Consider the following 18790-nt stretch of genomic DNA (forward strand, 5'->3'; position numbering starts at 1 on the left):
GCCGCTTGCGCCCCGCTGTGACCGCGCCCGCTGGGGCGTGGTCGCCCGGGGCCCGGTACCGGATATCAAGCAGGCGTCAACACTGCCGGCATCCGGCAATGCGCGCGTCCTGCCACCGGTGCCACGATGTCGGCGCACGGCGGGCCGAGGGGGTGGAACGGTGGGGGATTTCGTGCGGGCGGCACTGGCGTTTCCCGCCGTTTTGTTCAGCTTCGCGCTCGTTGTGGTGGCGGCCTATTGGCTGCTGGTGCTGCTCGGCGGTGTCGCCGTGGGCCATGGGGGCCACGGGGACCACGGGGGTGGTCATCATGGCGGGCCCCGGGCCCACGGGGGCCATGACGGTCACGGTGGTCACGCCGGTCATGGGGACCACGACCCACGCGACACCGCCGGCGTACCGATCACCGTGACCGTCTCGTTCGCGATCGCGGTGACCTGGTTCGTCTGTCTGGTCGGGACCGCGCTGACCGACCGCTGGTGGCTGCGCGCCGCGGCGCTCCCCGCGGCGCTCGGTCTCGGCCTGCTCACCGCGCGTCTCGTGCGGGCCCTGGGTCGGCGCTTCATGCCACTCGAACGCCCGTCCGTGCGCGCCGACTTCGTCGGCCGGACCTGCCTGATCCGGACCGGTCGGGTGGGCCTGGACTTCGGTCAGGCCGAGGTCCGGGCCGAGGACGGCTCGACCGCGATCCTCCAGGTGCGCACGGACGAAAGCGGGTTGGCCTCCGGCAGCACCGCGCTGATCTTCGACTACGACGCGGCCGGCGAGTTCTTCCGGGTCACCCGCTACGACAGCGCCCTGGACCCGGACCGCACGGCGCGCTGATCGGCTCGGGCCCGGCATCCGGTCGCGGCCCCGGACCCGCACGAATCCTCGCGCCCGCCCCTTCGCCACTCTTCGCCGGGTGACGAGCGTCGCGGCGTCAAAACCGCCTGCTTGCCAACCAACGTCCCGTTCGACCAAGGGATTTCACTGATGGATGCCATCACCGTGGGCATCGGTGTGCTCGTCGCCGTCGTCCTGCTCGTCCTGCTCGTCGTGTGCCTGGCCGTGACCCGGCTGTACCGCAAGGTGTCACAGGGTCAGGCCCTGATCATCTCCAAGGCCGACACGGTCGACGTCACCTTCACCGGCGCCGTGGTGCTGCCCGTACTGCATCGGGCCGAGACCATGGACATCTCGGTGAAGACCATCGAGATCCGCCGGACCGGCCGCGAGGGCCTGATCTGTCAGGACAACATCCGGGCCGACATCCACATCTACTTCTTCGTGCGGGTCAACAAGACTGTCGAGGACGTGATCAAGGTCGCCCAGGCGATCGGCGCGGACCGGGCCAGCGACCGGGCCGCCATCCAGGACTTCTTCGCCGCCAAGTTCGCCGAGGCGCTCAAGACGGTGGGCAAGCAACTCGACTTCGTCGACCTGTACACCAAGCGCGAGGAGTTCCGGGACCGCATCCTCGCGGTGATCGGCACCGACCTCAACGGCTACCACCTCGACGACGCCGCGATCGACTTCCTCGAACAGACCCCGATGAGCCAGCTCGACGGCGCCAACATCCTGGACGCCCAGGGCATTCGCAAGATCACCGAGCTGACCGCGATCGAGCACGTGCGCACCAACGAGTACCAGCGCACCGAGGAGAAGGAGATGACCCGGCAGAACGTCGAGGCCCGGGAGACGGTGCTCGAACTCGAGCGCCGGCAGGCCGACGCGGAGATCAAGCAGCGCCGGGAGATCGAGATCAGCCGGGCCCGGGAGGAGGCCGAGACCGCTCGGGTGCAGGCCGAGGAGCGCCTGCGCGCGCAAAGCGCACACCTGAAGACGGAGGAGGCGATCGGGATCCAGAACGAGAACCGCGAGCGTGAGGTGGCCGTCGCGCAGAAGAACCGCGAGCGGGTGATCGCGGTGGAGAACGAACGGATCGAGAAGGACCGCCTCCTGGAGGTGATCGCCCGGGAGCGGGAGACCCAGCTGCGCCGGATCGCCGGCGACAAGGAGGTCGAGGCGGAAAAGCGCGACATCGCCGAGGTGATCCGCGAGCGGATCGCGGTCGAGCGCACCGTCGCCGCGCAGGAGGAGGAGATCAAGAAGCTGCGGCTGGTCGAGGAGGCCGAGCGCGAGCGCCAGGCGCTGGTCATCCACGCCGAGGCCGAGGCGCAGGAGCGGCTGGTCAAGGACATCAAGGCCGCCGAGGCCGCCGAGCAGGCGGCCGGACACCGGGCGGCCGAGCAGCTCACCCTGGCCGAGGCCCGGCGCAAGGCCGCCGAACTGGACACCCAGGCCGCGATCCGCGGCGCCGAGGGCAAGCGCGCCGAGGCGGCGGCGGTCGGCCTGGCCGAGGCCGAGGTGCAGGAGCGGATGGCCGAGGCGGTGTCCAAGCTGGGCCACGCCGAGGCGGAGGTGACCCGCAGGAAGGCGCTCGCGAGCGCCGAGGGGCTGCGCGAGCGACTCAAGGGCGAGGCCGAGGGTCTGACCGAGAAGGCCGCCGCGATGGCCGCCCTGGACGAGTCCAGCCGAGTGCACGAGGAATACCGGCTGCGTCTGGAGGCGGAGAAGGAGATCCGATTGGCCGGTCTGGACGTGGACCGGCAGATCGCCGAGGCACAGGCGACGGTGCTGGCGACCGGTCTGGAGAACGCCAGGATCGACATCGTCGGCGGGGACAGCATGTTCTTCGACAAGATCATGGGCGCGATGGCGGCCGGGAAGAGTGTGGACGCGTTCGTCGGCCGCTCGGACACGGTACGCACGATGGCCGGTACCTGGCTGGACCCGAACGCCTCCACCTTCGCCGCCGACCTCGGTGCGATGGTCACCGGCCTGGGTGCGGGCGGCGTGCGCGACCTCACCCTGGCCGGCGCGCTCGGCGCGTTGATCGCCGGCGGCGGCCCGCAGACCGCCGTGCTCACGGGCCTGCTCGAATCGGTGCGGGCCGGCGGACTCGGCGACACCCGACTCGCCGATCTGGTGGCCCCCGCGCGGCTCAACGGCGCCGGCAAGTAACCGCGACGCCACCGACCAGCCCTGACGACAAAGGAGTTGACCCGAACGTGAGCAGCTCCGCCCCGGTCGTGGGCGGCCCCGAGGCCGAATCCGGGACGTACGAGATCCTGCGCGACCGGCTCCTGGGCGCGGCCCGCGACCTGGGGGTGCGGGCCGGGGCGCTGAACGAGCGCCGGGTGCACACCTACGGCGCCGGCGCGCTCGACCTGACCGACACCCACCGGGTGCACACCGAAAGCGCCACCTCGGCCCGGGACATCGTCCAGGTCGGCGGCCTGCTCCTGGTCGGCTACCGGGCCGGCGGCGATGTGGGCGAACCGGTCCGCCCCGCCGACGTGTTCGCGCTGCACCGGCGCACACCCGACGGTTTCGCCCCGGCGCCTTCGGACGCGGTGCCGGGACTGCTCGACGACGCCCGCTTCCGGCAGGACTTCACCGAACTCTTCCGCTACTTCCGCGACGCCCGACTGCTGCGACTGCGCGACATCGGCACGCACCTGCTCGCGGTCTTCCGGGTCGGCGAACGCCTGACCGACATCCGGGTGCTGCGCTGGCGGCTCGGACCCGACGGCAGCCCGAGCTACCTGGACGCCCGGGGCGAGCGCGAGCACGTCCTCCCGCCGGCGTACGACTTCGCCTGGACCGCGAGCACCCGCGCCGATCACGTGCCGGGCCGGCATCCGCACATCGCGATCGCGGGCACGCTGTACGTGGCCACCCTCGACGGCCGGCTCACCGTCAAGGTGGTCGACGACACCGGGACCGCCGAGGGCGTGTACGCCGAACCGGTCGAGGATCCGCTCCAGTCGCTGGCCGACGCGGACGTCGAGTACGCCCGGGTCGGCCCGCTGCTGCTGGTGCGGGTGCGCCCGTACCACGAGCAGGCGTGGCGGCATCTGGTGCACAACACCCGCACCGGTGAGGTGTTGCGCCTGGACGGCATCGGGGCGGCCTGCCGGCGACTGCCCGACGAGCAGGGCATCGTCTTTCCCGGCGGCTACTACCTGAGCAACGGCACCGCGCGCACGTTCGACATCGACACCACCGACCTGGAGTTCGAGTCGACGGTGCGCTCGCCCAACGGCGAGGACGTGCTGTACGTGTTCCACGCCCGCGCCGAGGGCCGCACGGTGCTGCTGTCCTACAACGTGATCCGCGAGGAGGCCGCCGCCCCGATCGTCGGACACGGTCGGGCGCTCTTTTCGGACGGCACGATGGCGGTGCTGCGCGCGGCGAGCGCCGAGCCCGGCCGGACGCACCCGCTTCAGATGTGGCGTACGCCGTACATCTCCGACGCGTACGCGGCGGCCCGACCCGTCGGTACCGGCCCGCTGGCCCGGATCGGCAACCCCGAGCTGGTGCGCGGCATCGCCGACTGCCTCTCGATCGCCGCGATGGCCGAGGAGATGGCACCCACCACGGCGGTCTTCGCCGCGATCACCGCAGCCGCGGCCCGGGTCGAGGACACCCATCACTGGCTCACCGATGCCGAACTCGGGCTGCTCGCGGAACCGTTGGCCGTGGTCCGGAGTACCGCGGGCGCTGTGGTCGAGGAGTTCCGTCGGGTGCTCGACCTGAGGCGGATCGCCGCCGACGCGGTCGAGGAGGCCGCCACGAGCATCACCGCGGTGACCCGGCGGGTGCGTGGCGAACACCCGGACAGCGCCTCGGCATGCGTCCGACAGCTCACCGATCTTCGACGTGCCCAGGGCCGGTTGGCCACTCTGCGGGACATCCGCTACGTGGACGCCGCCGCGCTGGACGAGCTCGACGCGAGCTTGGTCGAGGAGCTTGCCGCGACCGGGCGGCGTGCGGTCACCTTCCTCGCCGCCGACGACGCGTTCGCCGACACCCACCGGGCCGTCGACGACCTGGCCGCCGAGGCAGCCGCGTCGAGCACCGTCGCCGCATCCGCCGCGTTGACCGAGCGGATCGACGAACAGGCCGACGGCCTGCGGGTCGTCACCGAGGTGGTCGGCACCCTGGAGGGCACCGACGCCACCGTGCGCACCGCGATCCTGACTCGCATCGGCGAGGTGCTCGGCGGGATCAACCGGGCTCGCGCGACGCTCCGGGCCCGCCGGCGCGAGCTGCTCGACGCCGAGCAACGCGCGGAATTCATCGCCGAGATCGCGCTTTTGGAACAGACCGTGGTCGGCGCGCTGTCCGCCGCCGTCGATCCCGAGGACTGCGACGAACAACTCGGCCGGCTGCTCGCCCGGATCGAGAACCTGGAGGCCCGATTCGGCACCTTCGACGAGCACCTGGCCCGGCTCGACACCGAGCGCGAGCGCATCCACGACGCGTTCTCCGCACGCAAACAGGCGCGGCTGGACGAACGCGCCCGGCACGGCGCCCGGTTGATCGACTCGGCGCAGCGCATCCTGACCACGATCGGCCGCCGGGTCGCCGGCCTGGCGAGCACCGACGAGATCAACACCTGGTTCGCCTCCGACGCGCTGGTCGGCAAGGTCCGCTCGACCGCCGAGGAACTGCGCCGACTGGGCGACCCGGTCCGGGCGGGCGAGTTGGAGGGTCGGCTCAAGGCCGCCCGCCAGGAGGCCGCCCGGGCCCTGCGCGACCGGGCCGAACTCTACGACGCGGCGGGCACCGTGCGGCTGGGTCGGCACCGGTTCGCGGTGCACGAGCGGCCGATGGAGTTGACCCTGGTGCCGGATGTGGACGGCCTGGCCTTCGCGATCACCGGCACCGACTACCGCGCGCCGCTGCCCGAGCCGCTGCCCGCCGCACACCGGGCCTTCGTGGACCAGCCGCTCGGCTCCGAGTCGCCACAGGTCTACCGGGCCGAATACCTCGCGGCGGTGGTGCTGGCCGAGACCCACCTCCCGCCGTCGGCCGGCCCGTCGGCCGAGGAACTGCTCGCCGAGGTGCGCCGGATCGCGTTGTCCCGGCACGGCGAGGGCTACGACCGGGGAGTGCACGACCACGACGCGGCGGCGCTGATGGCGGCCGTACTGCGGTTGCGTGCCGGTGCCGGGCTGCTGCGCTTCGCGCCGGCCGTCCGGGCGGCGGCCCAGTTGTTCTGGGCCTACGGCGCCGGCGTGGATGTCCGAGGGCCGTGGACCACCCGGGCACAATCGCTGGCCCGGGCCCGGGAGACCTTCGGCCCGGTGCCGGCCGTGCGCGACCTGGCCGGTGAACTCGGCGATCGAGCCGTGGAGTTCCTGACCACGACGTTTGCCGCGCCGACCGTGTCCGGCGATGCGATCGGCGCCTACCTCGTCGAGGAACTCGCGGCCGGCGGACCGCGTTTCGCCACCGGTGCCGCGGCCCGGACCCTGCTGGCCGACTTCCGCGCGGCGCTCGGCGGCGAGGACTCACCCGCGGCCGAGGACTTCGCCGAGGACCTGCGCATGCTCGGCGACGACCCGGCCGCCCGCCACCAACTGGTCTCCGGATGGCTCGGCGCCTACGCCGAGCGACTCGACGGCGGCCCGCCCGCGGACCTGCCCGAGGCGATCGCGATCGAGGTGTGCGGCAAGGCGCTGGACCGACACCCTGTGGACGCGCCCCTCGCGACCACCGTGACCGGCCTGCTCGGTACCCACCCGCGTCTGGCCCAAGGCGGCACGCTGGGCCTGCGACTGGACGAATTCCTGCTGCGCACCGACGAGTTCCGCAAGGTCAGGGTGCCCGCGTATCGGGCCTACGAGCGCACTCGCGCGCGATTGCTCGCCGCGGAGCGTGAGCGGCTGCGACTGGACGCGCACACGCCCCGAGTGTTGCCGACCTTCGTCCGCAATCGGCTGATCGACGAGCTGTACCTGCCGCTGATCGGCGACAACCTGGCCAGGCAACTGGGTGCGGCCGGCGACGAACGGCGCACCGACAGCCAGGGCCTGCTGCTCCTGCTGTCGCCGCCCGGCTACGGCAAGACCACGCTCCTGGAGTACGTCGCGGCCCGCCTGGGCCTGGCGTTCGTCCGGATCGACGGCCCGGCCCTGGGACAGGGCACCACGTCCCTGGACCCGGCCGCCGCGCCGGACGCCGCCGCGCGGCGCGAGATCGAGAAGATCGGCTTCGCACTGGAGTTGGGCAACAACGTGTTGCTGCACCTGGACGACATCCAGCACGTCTCGCCCGAACTCCTGCAGAAATTCGTCTCGCTGTGCGATGCGCAACGCCGGATCGAGGGAGTCCGAGCGGGCCGGGCGCGCAGCTACGACCTGCGCGGCAAGCGGTTCGCGATGTGCATGGCGGGCAACCCGTACACCGAGTCGGGCGCCCGCTTCCGGATCCCGGACATGCTCGCCAACCGGGCCGACGTATGGAACCTCGGCGACGTGCTCGGCGGCAGGCAGGAGCTCTTCGCGCTGAGTCACATCGAGAACGCGCTGACCGCGAACCCGATCCTGGCCCCGATCGCCGGTCGCGAGCGCGGCGATCTGGAACTGCTGGTCCGGCTCGCCCGCGGCGACGGCGCCGCACGTCCGGAGCGACTCGCCCACCCGTACGATCCGACCGAGCTGGACCGCATCCTGGCCGTGCTGCGCCGACTGCTGCATGTGTGCGACACGGTCCTGGCGGTCAATCGGGCCTACATCGCCTCGGCGGCGCAGTCCGAGGCGGCCCGCACCGAACCGCCGTTCCGGCTCCAGGGCTCCTACCGGGACACCAACAGGCTGGCCGAGCGGCTCCTGCCGGTGCTGGACGAGGCCGAGGTCGAGACGCTGGTGGACGACCACTACGCGGCGGAGGCGCAGACGCTGACCGGCGACGCGGAGGCCAACCTGCTCAAGCTGGCCGAACTGCGCGGCCGGTTGACCCCCGCCCGGGAACTGCGCTGGGCGCAGGTGAAGCGGGCCTACCTGGCGGGCCGGGGCTGAGCCGGTACCGAGGCCGACTCCGACTCCGGCTCCGGGATCCATGCCGCGGTGAGTACGCCGTGCCGCGTCCAGCCCAGCGTGCTGTACAGGGCCAACCCGTCCGCACTCGCCACCAGAACCCCGGTTCGGGCGCCCCGCGCGGCGGCGGCGTCGCCGAGGGTGGTCATCACCACGCTGCCCAGGCCCCGACGGCGGTGCGCCGCATCGGTACCGATGCGGTCCGCGACCGCGGTCTCCCCGGTCACCGCGATCCGACCCTGGGCGGCGACGGCGCCATCGGTGGCGCGTACTCGGACCAGGACCACCTCGTCCATCGACTCGACCTCGATCGTGTAGCCGCTCGGCGCGCTCGCCGTCGCCCGCCGCAGCGGCCCGCTCATCGCATACTCCGGCACGCCCACGGTCCACGCGGACGTCAGTTCGGCCCGCACCCGCTCGACCGGGGCGAGCACCTTGATCCAGGTCCCGGGAGCGGTCCGGGTCCGGGCGAGCTCGGCCACCCGATCGATGTCGAAGAGCACGTACCGCACCCGATGGCCCGGCAGGCCCACCCGCAACCGGAAGCCGCCGGCCACCTCGACCGGCGGCGGCACCTCGCGGGCGGGCGCCCAGCCGGTGACCCAGGCTCGGATCAGCTCGGCGGCGGAGAACGGATGGTGCTCGCGGACGACGGTGGTCATGACTTCCCCCGGTGGCTCGACGACTCGACTCGCAAAGGTTATTGCAAGGTGTTCGCAATAAGCCGCGGTGCTTCGTCACACAACGGTAAGCAGCGGATTTCCCCGTACGAGCCGTACCGGAGTCACGATGGACGCACCTGTTCTCCGATGTTCTCCGAGCTGTTCCCGAGTCGTTTTTCCGAGCGTGAGGTGGCGCCGTGCGGCGTTCTGGTCGGTCCGGTGCCGCGTTGATCGGTGTGGTCTCGGCCGCGGTCGCACTCGGGGTGACCGAGGCGGTCGCGGCATTCGTGCGGCCGGAGGCCACCCCGTTCGTGACGATCAGCGGTGCGGTCACCGATCGTGCGCCGCAGGGGCCGCGCGAGTGGGCGATCCGCACCTTCGGGACCGGCGACAAGGCGTTCCTGCTGACCGTGATCACCGTGCTGCTCGCGCTGTTCGCCGCCGGGCTGGGCGTGCTCGCCGCGCGCCGGCTCGGCTACGGGATCATCGGGGTGCTCGCACTCGGCGGGTTCGCCGCGTGGACGGCCGCCGATCGGCCCTCGTTCGAAGCCGCCGACCTGGCGCCGGTGTCGGTCGGCACGCTGTTCGGGGTGCTGACGCTGGTCCTGCTCACCCGACCCGACCTGGTCGACCGCCGGCCGCTCGCCCGTCCGCTGCCGGGCGCGCCCGAGGACGACGTGAGCGAACCGGCCCCGGACACCTCGCGCCGCACGGTGCTCCTGGTCGGCGCCGCCGCGGTGGCCGCGGTGGCCGGCTTCGGCGGTCGGATGCTCCAGCACGCCCGGTTCAACGCGGAGAGGTCTCGCGCCGCCGTTGCCGGCAACCTGCCCGCACCGATCAGCGCAGCCGCGCCGGCCGGCCCCGGCCTGGTCGAACCCGGCCTGACCCCGTACCTGACCACGAACGCCGACTTCTACCGGATCGACACCGCGTTCACCGTGCCGCAACTGCGGGCCGAGGACTGGGAGCTGCGAATCCACGGCCTGGTCGATCGGGAAATCCGGCTGGACTACCGGAAGTTGCGGGAGCGCTTCGCGATCGAGCGGGACATCACGCTGGCCTGTGTGTCCAACGACGTCGGTGGCGACCTGATCGGCAACGCCCGCTGGCTGGGCACCCCGCTGGCCGACCTGCTGCGCGAGGCCGGCATCCGGCCCGGCGCCGATCAGCTGGTCTCCAGGTCACCGGACGGGATGAGCATCGGCACGCCGCTGAGCGAGGTGCTGGACGGGCGTGACGCGATGCTGGCGTACGCGATGAACGGCGAACCGCTGCCGATCAAGCACGGCTTCCCGGTCCGGATGGTGGTGCCGGGCCTGTACGGATACGTGTCCGCGTGCAAGTGGATCGTGGACCTGGAGGTGACCCGGTTCGACGCGTTCAGCGCCTACTGGGTCAGGCTCGGCTGGGCCCAACAGGCCCCGATCAAGACCCAGTCGCGCCTGGACACCCCCAGGGACGCGGGCACCGTCAAGGCCGGCCGCGTCCCGGTCGCCGGCGTCGCCTGGGCCCAGCACCGAGGCATCGCCGCGGTCGAGATCCAGGTCGACGACGGCCCGTGGCAGCCCGCCGAACTCGCGCCGCGGACCACCACCGACACGTGGCGGCAGTACCGGTGGATGTGGGACGCCACGCCGGGCCGGCACACGCTGCGGGTTCGGGCCACGGACGGCACCGGCGCGGTGCAGACCGCCAAGAACGCGGACGTGGTGCCGGACGGCGCCACCGGTTACCACCACATCGAGGTCACGGTGCGCTGAGACCCATCCACCGAGCCGGTTCAGGCGGTGGGTTTTCGAGGTGCCGGACCGCCCCGTTTCGGGGAAGGACGCGGCGGGATCACTCCTCGATCAGCCCCCACGCCTTCGCGATCAACTCGTACGAGCGGATCCGCGCGTCGTGCCCGTACACGTTGCTGATCACCATCAGCTCGTCCACCTGGGTGCGCTCGCGCAATTCGCGCATGCCGGCCCGCACCTCGGCCGGGTCGCCGCTGATGTGTTGGCGTCGGTAGTTCGACACGAACTCCCGCTCGGCGGGCGTCCACGGGTATGCCTCGGCCTCCTCCGGCGAGGGCATCCGGCCCGGGTTGCCGCTGCGCAGCCGCAACATCGACAACGCCTGGGACAGCGCGAGCCGCTCGGCCTGCTCGTGCGTGTCGGCCGCGATCACCCCGGCGGCGATCATCGAGTACGGCTCCTTGAGCGACTCGGACGGCTGGAACGACTCGCGGTACAACTCCAACGCGGGCAGCGTGTGCTGCCCGCTGAAGTGGTGCGCGAACGCGAACGGCAGGCCCAGGATCCCGGCCAGCTGGGCGCTGTAGCCGCTGGACCCGAGCAGCCACACCGGCGCCTCGGCGGCCGCGAACTCGCCGCCCGGCTCGATTCCGGACGCGGGGCCGGGCACCGCGTGCATCCGCGAGTACGGGTGGTCCTGGGCGAACGACCCGGTGACGAACCCGATCAGCTCGCCGAGCGCCTGCGGGAACTCCTCGACCGACTCGGCGCCGCCGCCGCGCCGCAGCGCGCGCATGGTGACCTGGTCGGTGCCCGGAGCCCGGCCGATGCCGATGTCGATCCGCCCGGGGTGCAGCGCCTGGAGCGTGCCGAACTGCTCGGCGACCACCAGCGGTGCGTGATTGGGCAACATCACGCCACCCGAGCCCAACCGCAGGGTGGAGGTGTGCGCGGCCAGGTGGGCGAGCAGTACCGGCGGCGACGAGCTGGCGATGCCGGGCATGTTGTGGTGCTCCGCCACCCAGAACCGATGGAAGCCCCATTGCTCGGCCCGCTTGGCCAACTCGGTGCTCGTGCGCAGTGCCTCGGTCGCCGAATATCCGGTTCCCACCGGCGCCACGTCCAGTACCGACAGCTTCACAGCGTCCACTCCGCGTCCCTCTTCCTCGCCCGGTTCTCGCCCGCCCGACCGCGCACCCGCACCCGAAACCGTGCTCGTGCTTCGCGATCGCCTTGAGGTGCAACCGCAAGACGTCGTGCGCTGTTCCGGCGGGCGGGCGTGGACGCGTGCCCGGCGAGATCCCGCTCAGGCGCCGCCGGCCTGCCACACCGCGCCCGAGCCCGCCGGCACCAGGCCCAGACCCTGCAGGCCCTTGATCTGGTCGCCGAGCCCGAGCGCCGAGCCGTTGCGGGCGAGCAGTACCACCCCGGAGCCGCTGGCCTGCGGCTTCCACAACTGGTTCTCGGCGCGCCCACAGTCGTCCTGATACGCCCGCGAGTCCCGGCCGCCCGACACCTCCAGGCACTTGTGCGAGAGCACCGACTCCAGCCGGACGAAGCCGCCGCCCGCGTCGCGCACCATCCACTGCTGGTTCGCCTTGCCCGCTCCCGCCGGGTACGCGATCACCGCCGCCCGATCCCGGTCGCTGGCACCGCTCACGTCCATCGCCCGGCCGTCCCCCAGGGTCAGCACGTAACGGGCGCCCACGGTCAGGACCGGCTTGGCCGGCGGGCTCTTGGACGCGGACGGGGACGCCGACGTGGGCGGGACGGTGGTCGGCGGCGAGCTGACCTGCGCGGCCACCACCTGAGACCGGGTGGGGGTGGGGCTGCTCGGCCCGGGCGACGTCGCCGCGGCGGACTTGCCGTCGCCGTCGCCGCCGAACACCCCGACCAGGCCGCCGCCCAGGAAACCCATCAACGCGACCGCGCACAGCGCCGCTATCCAGATCCGACGTCGCGGCATCTGTCCCTCTCCTCTTGGCCGGCTCTTCGTGCGGATCGGGTCATCCTGGCAGAAGAGTTCACCCGCAGGGGTGAGTCGGCCGCCCCGGCCCGTCCGGGCCCGCCGATCCGGCCGTGCGCACGCGAAGCCGCCGGGTGGTGAACGGCTCACCACCCGGCGTTGACGGCGATAGGAGGATCTCTCGGCGGTCGGTCCGAGGTCAGAGGTAGAGGCCGGTGGCCTCGCCCGAGACCTCGATCCGTTCGGCGGCGACCGCGTGCAGGTCGCGCTCGCGGAGCAGGACGTACGGAACACCGCGCACCTCGACCTCGGCGCGCTCCTCGGGGTCGTACAGGACACGATCGCCCGGTTCGACGGTGCGGACGTTCTGGCCGACCGCGACCACCTCGGCCCATGCCAGCCGCTTGCCGACCTGCGCGGTCGCGGGGATGAGGATGCCACCGCCGGAACGGCGCTCACCCTCCGCCGCGTCCTGGCGGACCAGGACACGGTCGTGCAGCATGCGGATGGGCAGCTTCTCGCCGAGGTCGTGGGCGGTGTTGCTCGAAGACTGGGACCTGTCGGAACTCACGCTTCGACAAGCTACCCGCCCGACGCCCGACGTGCGTCACCGGGAGGTGTGATGTCCCGATCGGATTCCGCCTCGGCCGGGCCCCACGGGGTCCGTTGGGCGTCGCCGCGGCCGTCTCAGCGCTTCTTGCCGGCCTTGCCCGTCCTGCCGGTCTTGACGTTCTTGTCGCCCTTGCCCCGGCTCTTCACCAGTACGACCAGCAGGATCAGCCCCGCCACGCCGCCCGCCAGCGGCACGATCCGCTCCTTGCGCGGTGCGCCCGTGTCGCTGTCGATGAACTGCGCCCGGACCTTGTCCTTCGCGCGAGCCGCGACATTGGCCGGCTTCACCCGGTCGACGATCTCGTCCAGCGTCACGGCCAGGTTGGCCCGGGCCGCCTCGATGTCCCGCTCGATCTGCTGCGGCGAGCGTCGGTCCGGCTGGTCGCCGTTCGTGTGCTTGTCGACGGCTTTCCCGTCCTTGTGCCCGACGTTCGCAACGTCGGCCCTGTGCGCACCGTTCACCGACTCCACCCGACTCCGCTCAGCGTGTGCCGTCACCGGACGGCCCAACGCCGCCCGGCCTTGCCGCTCCAACTCCGCCGGAGACAGTTCCCGCCCGTGGTCGCTCACAACCCGTCCTCTCCGGCCCCTGTGCTCGTGTGTTCCCCAAGTCTGTCAGGTACATCCCCGCACCCGTGTCAACCGGGTCTCGTGGCGGCGGCGGCCGGCGTCGAAGTGGTCAGGCCGGGACCGACGAGGGGTCGAATCCGTACGGCAGTTCCAACCGGTGGGCGGCCATCAGGTCGCGATCCAGGAGCAGGTCGCGGGTGCCCCCGTCGGCGACCACGACGCCGCCGGCGAGCACCAGCGCGCGCGGACACAACTCCAACGCGTAGGGCAGATCGTGGGTCACCATCAGCACGGTGACGTCGAGCGAACGGAGTACCTCGGCCAGCTCGCGCCGGCTCGCCGGGTCCAGGTTCGAGGACGGCTCGTCCAGGACCAGGATCTCCGGCTCCATCGCGAGCACGGTCGCCACCGCGACCCGGCGGCGCTGGCCGTAGCTGAGGTGGTGCGGCGGACGATCGGCGAAGCCGGCCATGTCCACCCGGGCCAGGGCGTGCCGCACCCGCTCCTCCAGCGCGGCGCCGCGCAGGCCCAGGTTGGCCGGTCCGAACGCGACGTCCTCACGGACCGTGGGCATGAACAGCTGGTCGTCCGGGTCCTGGAAGACGATGCCGACCCGGCGGCGGATCTCGCGCAGGTGCTCCTTCGCCACCGGCAGACCCGCCACCTCGACGGTGCCGGCGCCCGCGGTCAGGATGCCGTTGAGGTGCAGCACCAGGGTGGTCTTGCCCGCGCCGTTGGGGCCGAGCAGTGCGACCCGTTCGCCGCGGGCGATGGTCAGGTCGACGCCGTACAGCGCCTGGTGGCCGTCGGGGTAGGCGTAGGCGAGGCCGCGGACGGCCAGCGAGGGGGCGGCGTCGCCGGTTGCTTCACTCACGTGGGGTACTCCGTTCATAGGGTCAGCGCGCCCGCCCACACCACGAGCGCCGCCACCGGCAGCGCCGCGGCGGCGGCCCATTGCGCACCGGTGGCCCGCGTGTCCAGGATCACCGGCATGGTCCCGGTGTAGCCCCGACTGAGCATCGCCAGGTGCACCCGCTCGCCGCGCTCGTAGGAGCGGATGAACAGCGCGCCGGCGGACTTGGCCACCGCCGGGGTCTGCCGCAGGTCGCGCGCCACGAAGCCGCGGGATTCGCGGGCGATTCGCATGCGGCCCATCTCGGCGGTGATCACCCCGCCGTAGCGCAGCATGAACGACATGATCTGGACCAGCAGCGGCGGCATCCGCAACTTCTGCAGGCCCAGCAGCAGGGCACGCAGTTCGGTGGTGGCCGCGAGCAGGACACCCGCGACCACCCCCAGGGTGCCCTTGGCCATGATGTTCCAGGCACCGAGCAGGCCGTCACGGCTGACCGACAGGCCCAGCACCTGGACGTCCGGCCCGTTCGCGACGAACGGCAGCAACAGCGCGAAGCCCACGAACGGCAGCTCGACGAGCATGCGACGCAGCAGGAAGCCGGCGGGCACCCGGGCGAGCACGGCGACCCCGACGAGCAGCACGGCGTACGCGCCGAACGCCCAGTAGACCTCACGCGGCGTGGACACCGTGGCGAGCACGAAGCCGACCAGCGCCAGGAGCTTGCAGTGCGGCGGCAGCCGATGGACCGGCGAGTCGCCGGGCCGATACAGCCGATGCCCGTGGCCTGCCGACACGATCAGGCGCCGGTGCCCGCGCCGGAGTCCGCGGTGCGTGCGCCGGCCGGGTCGGTGCCGGGGGAGCGCTTGCGGACGAGCCAAAACACGCCGGTGCCGACCAGCAGGGTGGCGCCCACGCCGATCACGCCGGCCAGGCCGCCGGAGAGCCGCTCGTTGTGCACACCCTTGACGCTGTAGTCGGCCAGCGGGCCGTCCTTCAGCTGGTGGTCCTGCTCCTTGGCGTCGATGCCCTTGTCGGCGGACACCTTCTCCAGGCCGTCCGGACTCTGGCTCGCGTAGTAGCTCACGAAGCCCGCCAGGACCAGGGCGAGCAGGACACCCGCGATCAGCAGCGTGCGGGTACGGACGCGGGTCATCGGGTTCCCCCTGCGGAGCGCAGTTCGAGCGGGCGCGCGAGGCCGCGCGCGCCGTGGACGAGGTCGGGCCGGACCGCGAGCACGCTGGAGACGGTGGCCGCGGTGATGATCGCCTCGCCGATGCCGATCAGGACGTGCACGCCGATCATCGCGCCGGCCACCTTGCCGATCGACACGTCGGTGGTCCCGCCGATGGCGTAGAAGCCGGTGAACACGCAGGCCGCCGCGGGTACCGAGACGAGCGCGCCGACGAACGCGGCGATCGGCACGGAGGAGTGTCGAGCCGGCAGCAGGCCCAGTGCCAGGCGGAACAGCCCGTAGCCGACCACGACGGTCACGATGCCCATGATGGTGATGTTCAGGCCGAGGGCGGTCAGGCCGCCGTCGGCGAAGAACAGGCCCTGCATCAGCAGCACCACCGCCACGCACAGGACGCCGGTGTACGGGCCGACCAGGATCGCCGCGAGCGTGCCGCCCAGGAGATGGCCACTGGTGCCGCCGGCGACCGGGAAGTTGAGCATCTGGACGGCGAAGACGAAGGCCGCGACCAGGCCGGCCAGCGGCGCGGTGCGCTCGTCCAGCTCCCGACGCGCGCCGCGCAGGCCGACGGCGATCCCGGCGACCGCGACGACTGCTGCTCCCGCGGATACGGGGCCGTCGATGAACCCGTTGGGTATGTGCATGTGGCCCTCCCGAAATGCCGGATTCGGCTGTGGGATTTTATGGCTTCCGCCCGCAATTGCAAAAGCCTCGCAATTGGGTGATCGTGGCAACAGTGGTGCGCGCGCATCGTTCTTTGCCCGGCCTTGACGAATGGGGCGCCCCCGGGACGCGCGACCGCGCCGAAGGGCTCGGGATCCGGATCGGTCGGACGGCAGCGCTAGCGTTGCGGCGTACGTGCCGAGCGATCCGAGGAGTTCTTCGTGAGCGACCGCCTCCAGGCGGGCGACACCGCCCCCGCCTTCACCCTGTCCGACGCCGACGGCAAGGACGTCTCGCTGTCCGACTACGCGGGCCGCAAGGTCATCGTGTACTTCTACCCGGCCGCACTGACCCCGGGCTGCACCAAGCAGGCGTGCGACTTCACCGACAACCTGGACCTGCTCGCGGGCGCGGGCTACGACGTGGTCGGCATCTCGCCGGACAAGCCGGAGAAGCTCGGCAAGTTCCGGGAGAAGGAGAGCCTGACGGTGACGCTCCTCGCCGACCCGGACAAGAGCACGCTCCAGGCGTACGGCGCGTTCGGCGAGAAGACCATGTACGGCAAGACGGTCAAGGGTGTGATCCGCTCGACGTTCGTCGTCGACGAGAGCGGCAAGGTCGAACGGGCGCTGTACAACGTGCGCGCGACCGGCCACGTCGCCAAGCTGATCAAGGACCTCAAGCTCGAGACGGCCTGAACTCGGGCGGTCGCCGCGCGGGTGGCCTCGAACGCCGGCCGAGCCGAACCCGCCGTGCGCCTTGGCGCGCCTGCGGGGCGGATTCCGCTCCGTCCTCCACAGGCCGCGCCGACCCCTCCGCGACCCGGAACGCCGGCCGAGCGCATCTCAGCCCGGCCGGCGTCTGCGGCCACCTCGGCCGTAGGCCGGGTACCCCGCGGCCCGGCCGGCCCTTGAGGTCCAAGCAGGCAGGCGCACCCGCCGGCCTCGCCGCTAGGCGGTGTGCACGATCTCGCCGCCGACCGCGACGACCTCGCAGACCGTGCCGGGGATGTCGGCCGGGGCGATGGTCATGATGTCGCGGGAGAGCACCACGAAGTCGGCGAGCTTGCCGACGGTGAGCGAACCGCGCTCGTGCTCCAGGAAGTTGGCGTACGCCGAGCCCATCGTGTAGCCGTGCACGGTGGTCTCGACGTCGAGCGTCTCGGCCGGGATCCAGGACGGCCCGCCGGCCAGCGGCGCCCGGGTGAGCGCGGTGTACACGCCGACCATCGGGTCCATCTCGGCCACGTTCCAGTCGCTGGACAGCGCCAACACCGCGCCGGCCGCGTGCAGGCTGCGCATCGGCCACGCCTTGTGCCAGCGCTCCTCGCCGACGTTCTCCGCCCAGTCCTGGCCCGGCCCGGCGATCTCCGGCGCGCAGTGCCGCGGTTGCATGCACGCGACCACGCCCAACTCGGCGAAGCGCGACACGTCCGCCGGGTCCAGGCACTCCACGTGCACGACCTGGTGTCGTGCGTCCCGCTCGCCGTTGACCGTGCGCGCGTGCTCGACCGCGTCCAGGACGGTGCGGATGCCCCGATCGCCGGTGGCGTGCACGAAGCACTGGAATCCGCGACCGTCCAACTCGGCCAGCAGGTCGGCGAACTCCTCCGCCGGGTAGAACGTCTCGCCCCGGTGGTGCGCACAACCGCAGTACGGCTCCAGGAGCGCGGCCGTGCGCGGTTCGACCACGTCGTCGATGTACAGCTTGAGCGGGCCCACCCGCAGCCGGTCGTCGGCGTAGGCGCGCGCCGCCTCGGCGAACTCGTCCAGGTCCGCCGCAGTGGTGCCGCGCGGGTGGAACAGTGCCGCGACGATGCGCGAGCGCAGCCGGCCCTCGTGCCGGGCGCGGGTGTACAGGGCCAGGTCGTCCAGCGAGTTCTGCGGCTCGACCACCGTGGTGATGCCGAACCGGATCGCGTCGTCCAGGCTCTTGGCCAGTCGGCCGTACTGCCGGTCGGCCGAGGCCCACGGCAGGCCCAGTTCGCGCAGCGCCCGGTGCCCGTCGCGGGAGAGGCCGCGGACCGCGAAGTCCTTGATGAAGCCGGTCGGCTCGCCCGTCTCCGGGTCCTTGTCCACCCGGCCGAACGGCAGGATGTCGCTGTCCCGGGTGATGCCGAGCCGCTTGATCGCGGCGCTGTTGAGCCACGCGGTGTGCACGTCGTAGCTGAGCACGAAGGCCGGCACCCCGCCGGTGATCGGGTCCAGGTCGCTCGCGCGCGGCATCCGGCCGTCCGGGATCGCCGAGTAGTCGAACGCCTCGGCCTCGATCCACTCGGCGTCCGGGTTGGCCGCCAGCCAGGCGCCGATCCGCTCGTGGATGCCGGCCAGTGTGCGAACGCCCGCCAACTGCACACACGCGTCGTCCGAGCCGAGCCGCACGTGGTTGTGCGCGTCGATGAAGCCGGGCAACACGCGCCGCCCGGCGCCGTCGAGCACGGTGGTGTCCGGGCCGATCCAGGTCGCCGCGTCGGCGTCCGCGCCCACCCAGGCGATCCGGCCCGCGCGTACGGCGAGCGCCTCGGCCTCGGGCAGGTCGGGGTCGACGGTGTGGATGCGAGCGTTGCGCAGGACCAGATCGGCGGTGTGGGACACGGTGACTCCAGGGGTGGTGCGGAAACGTGGTGCGGGGTGGGTCGTGAGGGTTCGGGGGGTTGGGCGT

The 18790-nt window shown here is 72.2% G+C and carries 13 protein-coding genes and 1 pseudogene; 5 read left to right on the forward strand and 9 right to left on the reverse strand.

Translation table 11 applies throughout. The features are described 5' to 3' along the window. Positions 1 to 160: 160 nt before the first annotated feature. From A3IC_RS0127970 to A3IC_RS0127980, 3 genes are all read left to right on the forward strand, one after another. Positions 161 to 823 carry a hypothetical protein gene (locus tag A3IC_RS0127970; protein WP_020553379.1) on the forward strand — a complete coding sequence of 221 codons (663 nt, stop codon included), beginning with the start codon at positions 161 to 163 and terminating at the stop codon, positions 821 to 823. A 150-nt stretch (positions 824 to 973) separates the two neighbouring features. Next, positions 974 to 3004, forward strand: coding sequence for a flotillin family protein (locus A3IC_RS0127975; protein ID WP_020553380.1), 2031 nt, complete (start codon positions 974 to 976; stop codon positions 3002 to 3004). A gap of 47 nt (positions 3005 to 3051) precedes the next feature. Further along, positions 3052 to 7851 carry a DNA repair ATPase gene (locus A3IC_RS0127980; protein WP_020553381.1) on the forward strand — a complete coding sequence of 1600 codons (4800 nt, stop codon included), beginning with the start codon at positions 3052 to 3054 and terminating at the stop codon, positions 7849 to 7851. Here the strand turns inward: A3IC_RS0127980 and A3IC_RS56900 are convergent. Continuing rightward, a complete protein-coding gene (locus A3IC_RS56900; RefSeq protein WP_020553382.1) occupies positions 7830 to 8531 on the reverse strand; it encodes a GNAT family N-acetyltransferase in 702 nt (233 codons plus the stop codon). The two genes, A3IC_RS0127980 and A3IC_RS56900, sit on opposite strands and share 22 nt — an antisense overlap. Before the next feature lie 197 nt (positions 8532 to 8728). Here A3IC_RS56900 and A3IC_RS0127990 point away from each other — a divergent pair, with 197 nt between their 5' ends. After that, positions 8729 to 10291, forward strand: coding sequence for a molybdopterin-dependent oxidoreductase (locus A3IC_RS0127990; protein WP_052173830.1), 1563 nt, complete (start codon positions 8729 to 8731; stop codon positions 10289 to 10291). A gap of 79 nt (positions 10292 to 10370) precedes the next feature. Here A3IC_RS0127990 and A3IC_RS0127995 read toward each other — a convergent pair whose 3' ends face one another. The 7 genes and pseudogenes from A3IC_RS0127995 to A3IC_RS56910 all read right to left on the reverse strand — a co-directional run bounded on the left by A3IC_RS0127995 (position 10371) and on the right by A3IC_RS56910 (position 16110). Further along, a complete protein-coding gene (locus A3IC_RS0127995; RefSeq protein WP_020553384.1) occupies positions 10371 to 11411 on the reverse strand; it encodes an LLM class flavin-dependent oxidoreductase in 1041 nt (346 codons plus the stop codon). 165 nt (positions 11412 to 11576) lie between these two features. Further along, positions 11577 to 12236, reverse strand: coding sequence for an RICIN domain-containing protein (locus A3IC_RS0128000; RefSeq protein WP_020553385.1), 660 nt, complete (start codon positions 12234 to 12236; stop codon positions 11577 to 11579). Positions 12237 to 12435: 199 nt separating this feature from the next. Continuing rightward, the gene (locus tag A3IC_RS0128005; protein ID WP_052173837.1) at positions 12436 to 12738 is read right to left on the reverse strand and encodes a GroES family chaperonin; all 303 of its coding nucleotides are present in this window, start codon (positions 12736 to 12738) and stop codon (positions 12436 to 12438) included. Positions 12739 to 12923: 185 nt separating this feature from the next. Then, on the reverse strand, positions 12924 to 13418 hold the full coding sequence (locus A3IC_RS73100) for a DUF3618 domain-containing protein (protein ID WP_079026723.1): 495 nt from the start codon (positions 13416 to 13418) through the stop codon (positions 12924 to 12926). 109 nt (positions 13419 to 13527) lie between these two features. Beyond that, complete coding sequence (locus A3IC_RS0128015; RefSeq protein WP_020553388.1) at positions 13528 to 14292, reverse strand: energy-coupling factor ABC transporter ATP-binding protein; 765 nt, start codon at positions 14290 to 14292, stop codon at positions 13528 to 13530. 14 nt (positions 14293 to 14306) lie between these two features. Continuing rightward, positions 14307 to 15068 carry a cobalt ECF transporter T component CbiQ gene (cbiQ, locus tag A3IC_RS0128020; protein WP_020553389.1) on the reverse strand — a complete coding sequence of 254 codons (762 nt, stop codon included), beginning with the start codon at positions 15066 to 15068 and terminating at the stop codon, positions 14307 to 14309. Positions 15069 to 15070: 2 nt separating this feature from the next. Then, a pseudogene (locus A3IC_RS56910) lies at positions 15071 to 16110 on the reverse strand (energy-coupling factor ABC transporter permease). 240 nt (positions 16111 to 16350) lie between these two features. Here A3IC_RS56910 and bcp point away from each other — a divergent pair. Next, on the forward strand, positions 16351 to 16827 hold the full coding sequence (gene bcp, locus A3IC_RS0128030) for a thioredoxin-dependent thiol peroxidase (protein WP_020553390.1): 477 nt from the start codon (positions 16351 to 16353) through the stop codon (positions 16825 to 16827). 252 nt (positions 16828 to 17079) lie between these two features. Here the strand turns inward: bcp and A3IC_RS0128035 are convergent, their stop codons facing one another. Beyond that, the gene (locus tag A3IC_RS0128035) at positions 17080 to 18723 is read right to left on the reverse strand and encodes an amidohydrolase (RefSeq protein ID WP_020553391.1); all 1644 of its coding nucleotides are present in this window, start codon (positions 18721 to 18723) and stop codon (positions 17080 to 17082) included. Positions 18724 to 18790 lie beyond the last annotated feature (67 nt).

Origin of the sequence: Embleya scabrispora DSM 41855, assembly GCF_000372745.1 — a bacterium.
In the GTDB taxonomy this organism is placed as follows: Bacteria; Actinomycetota; Actinomycetes; order Streptomycetales; family Streptomycetaceae; genus Embleya; species Embleya scabrispora.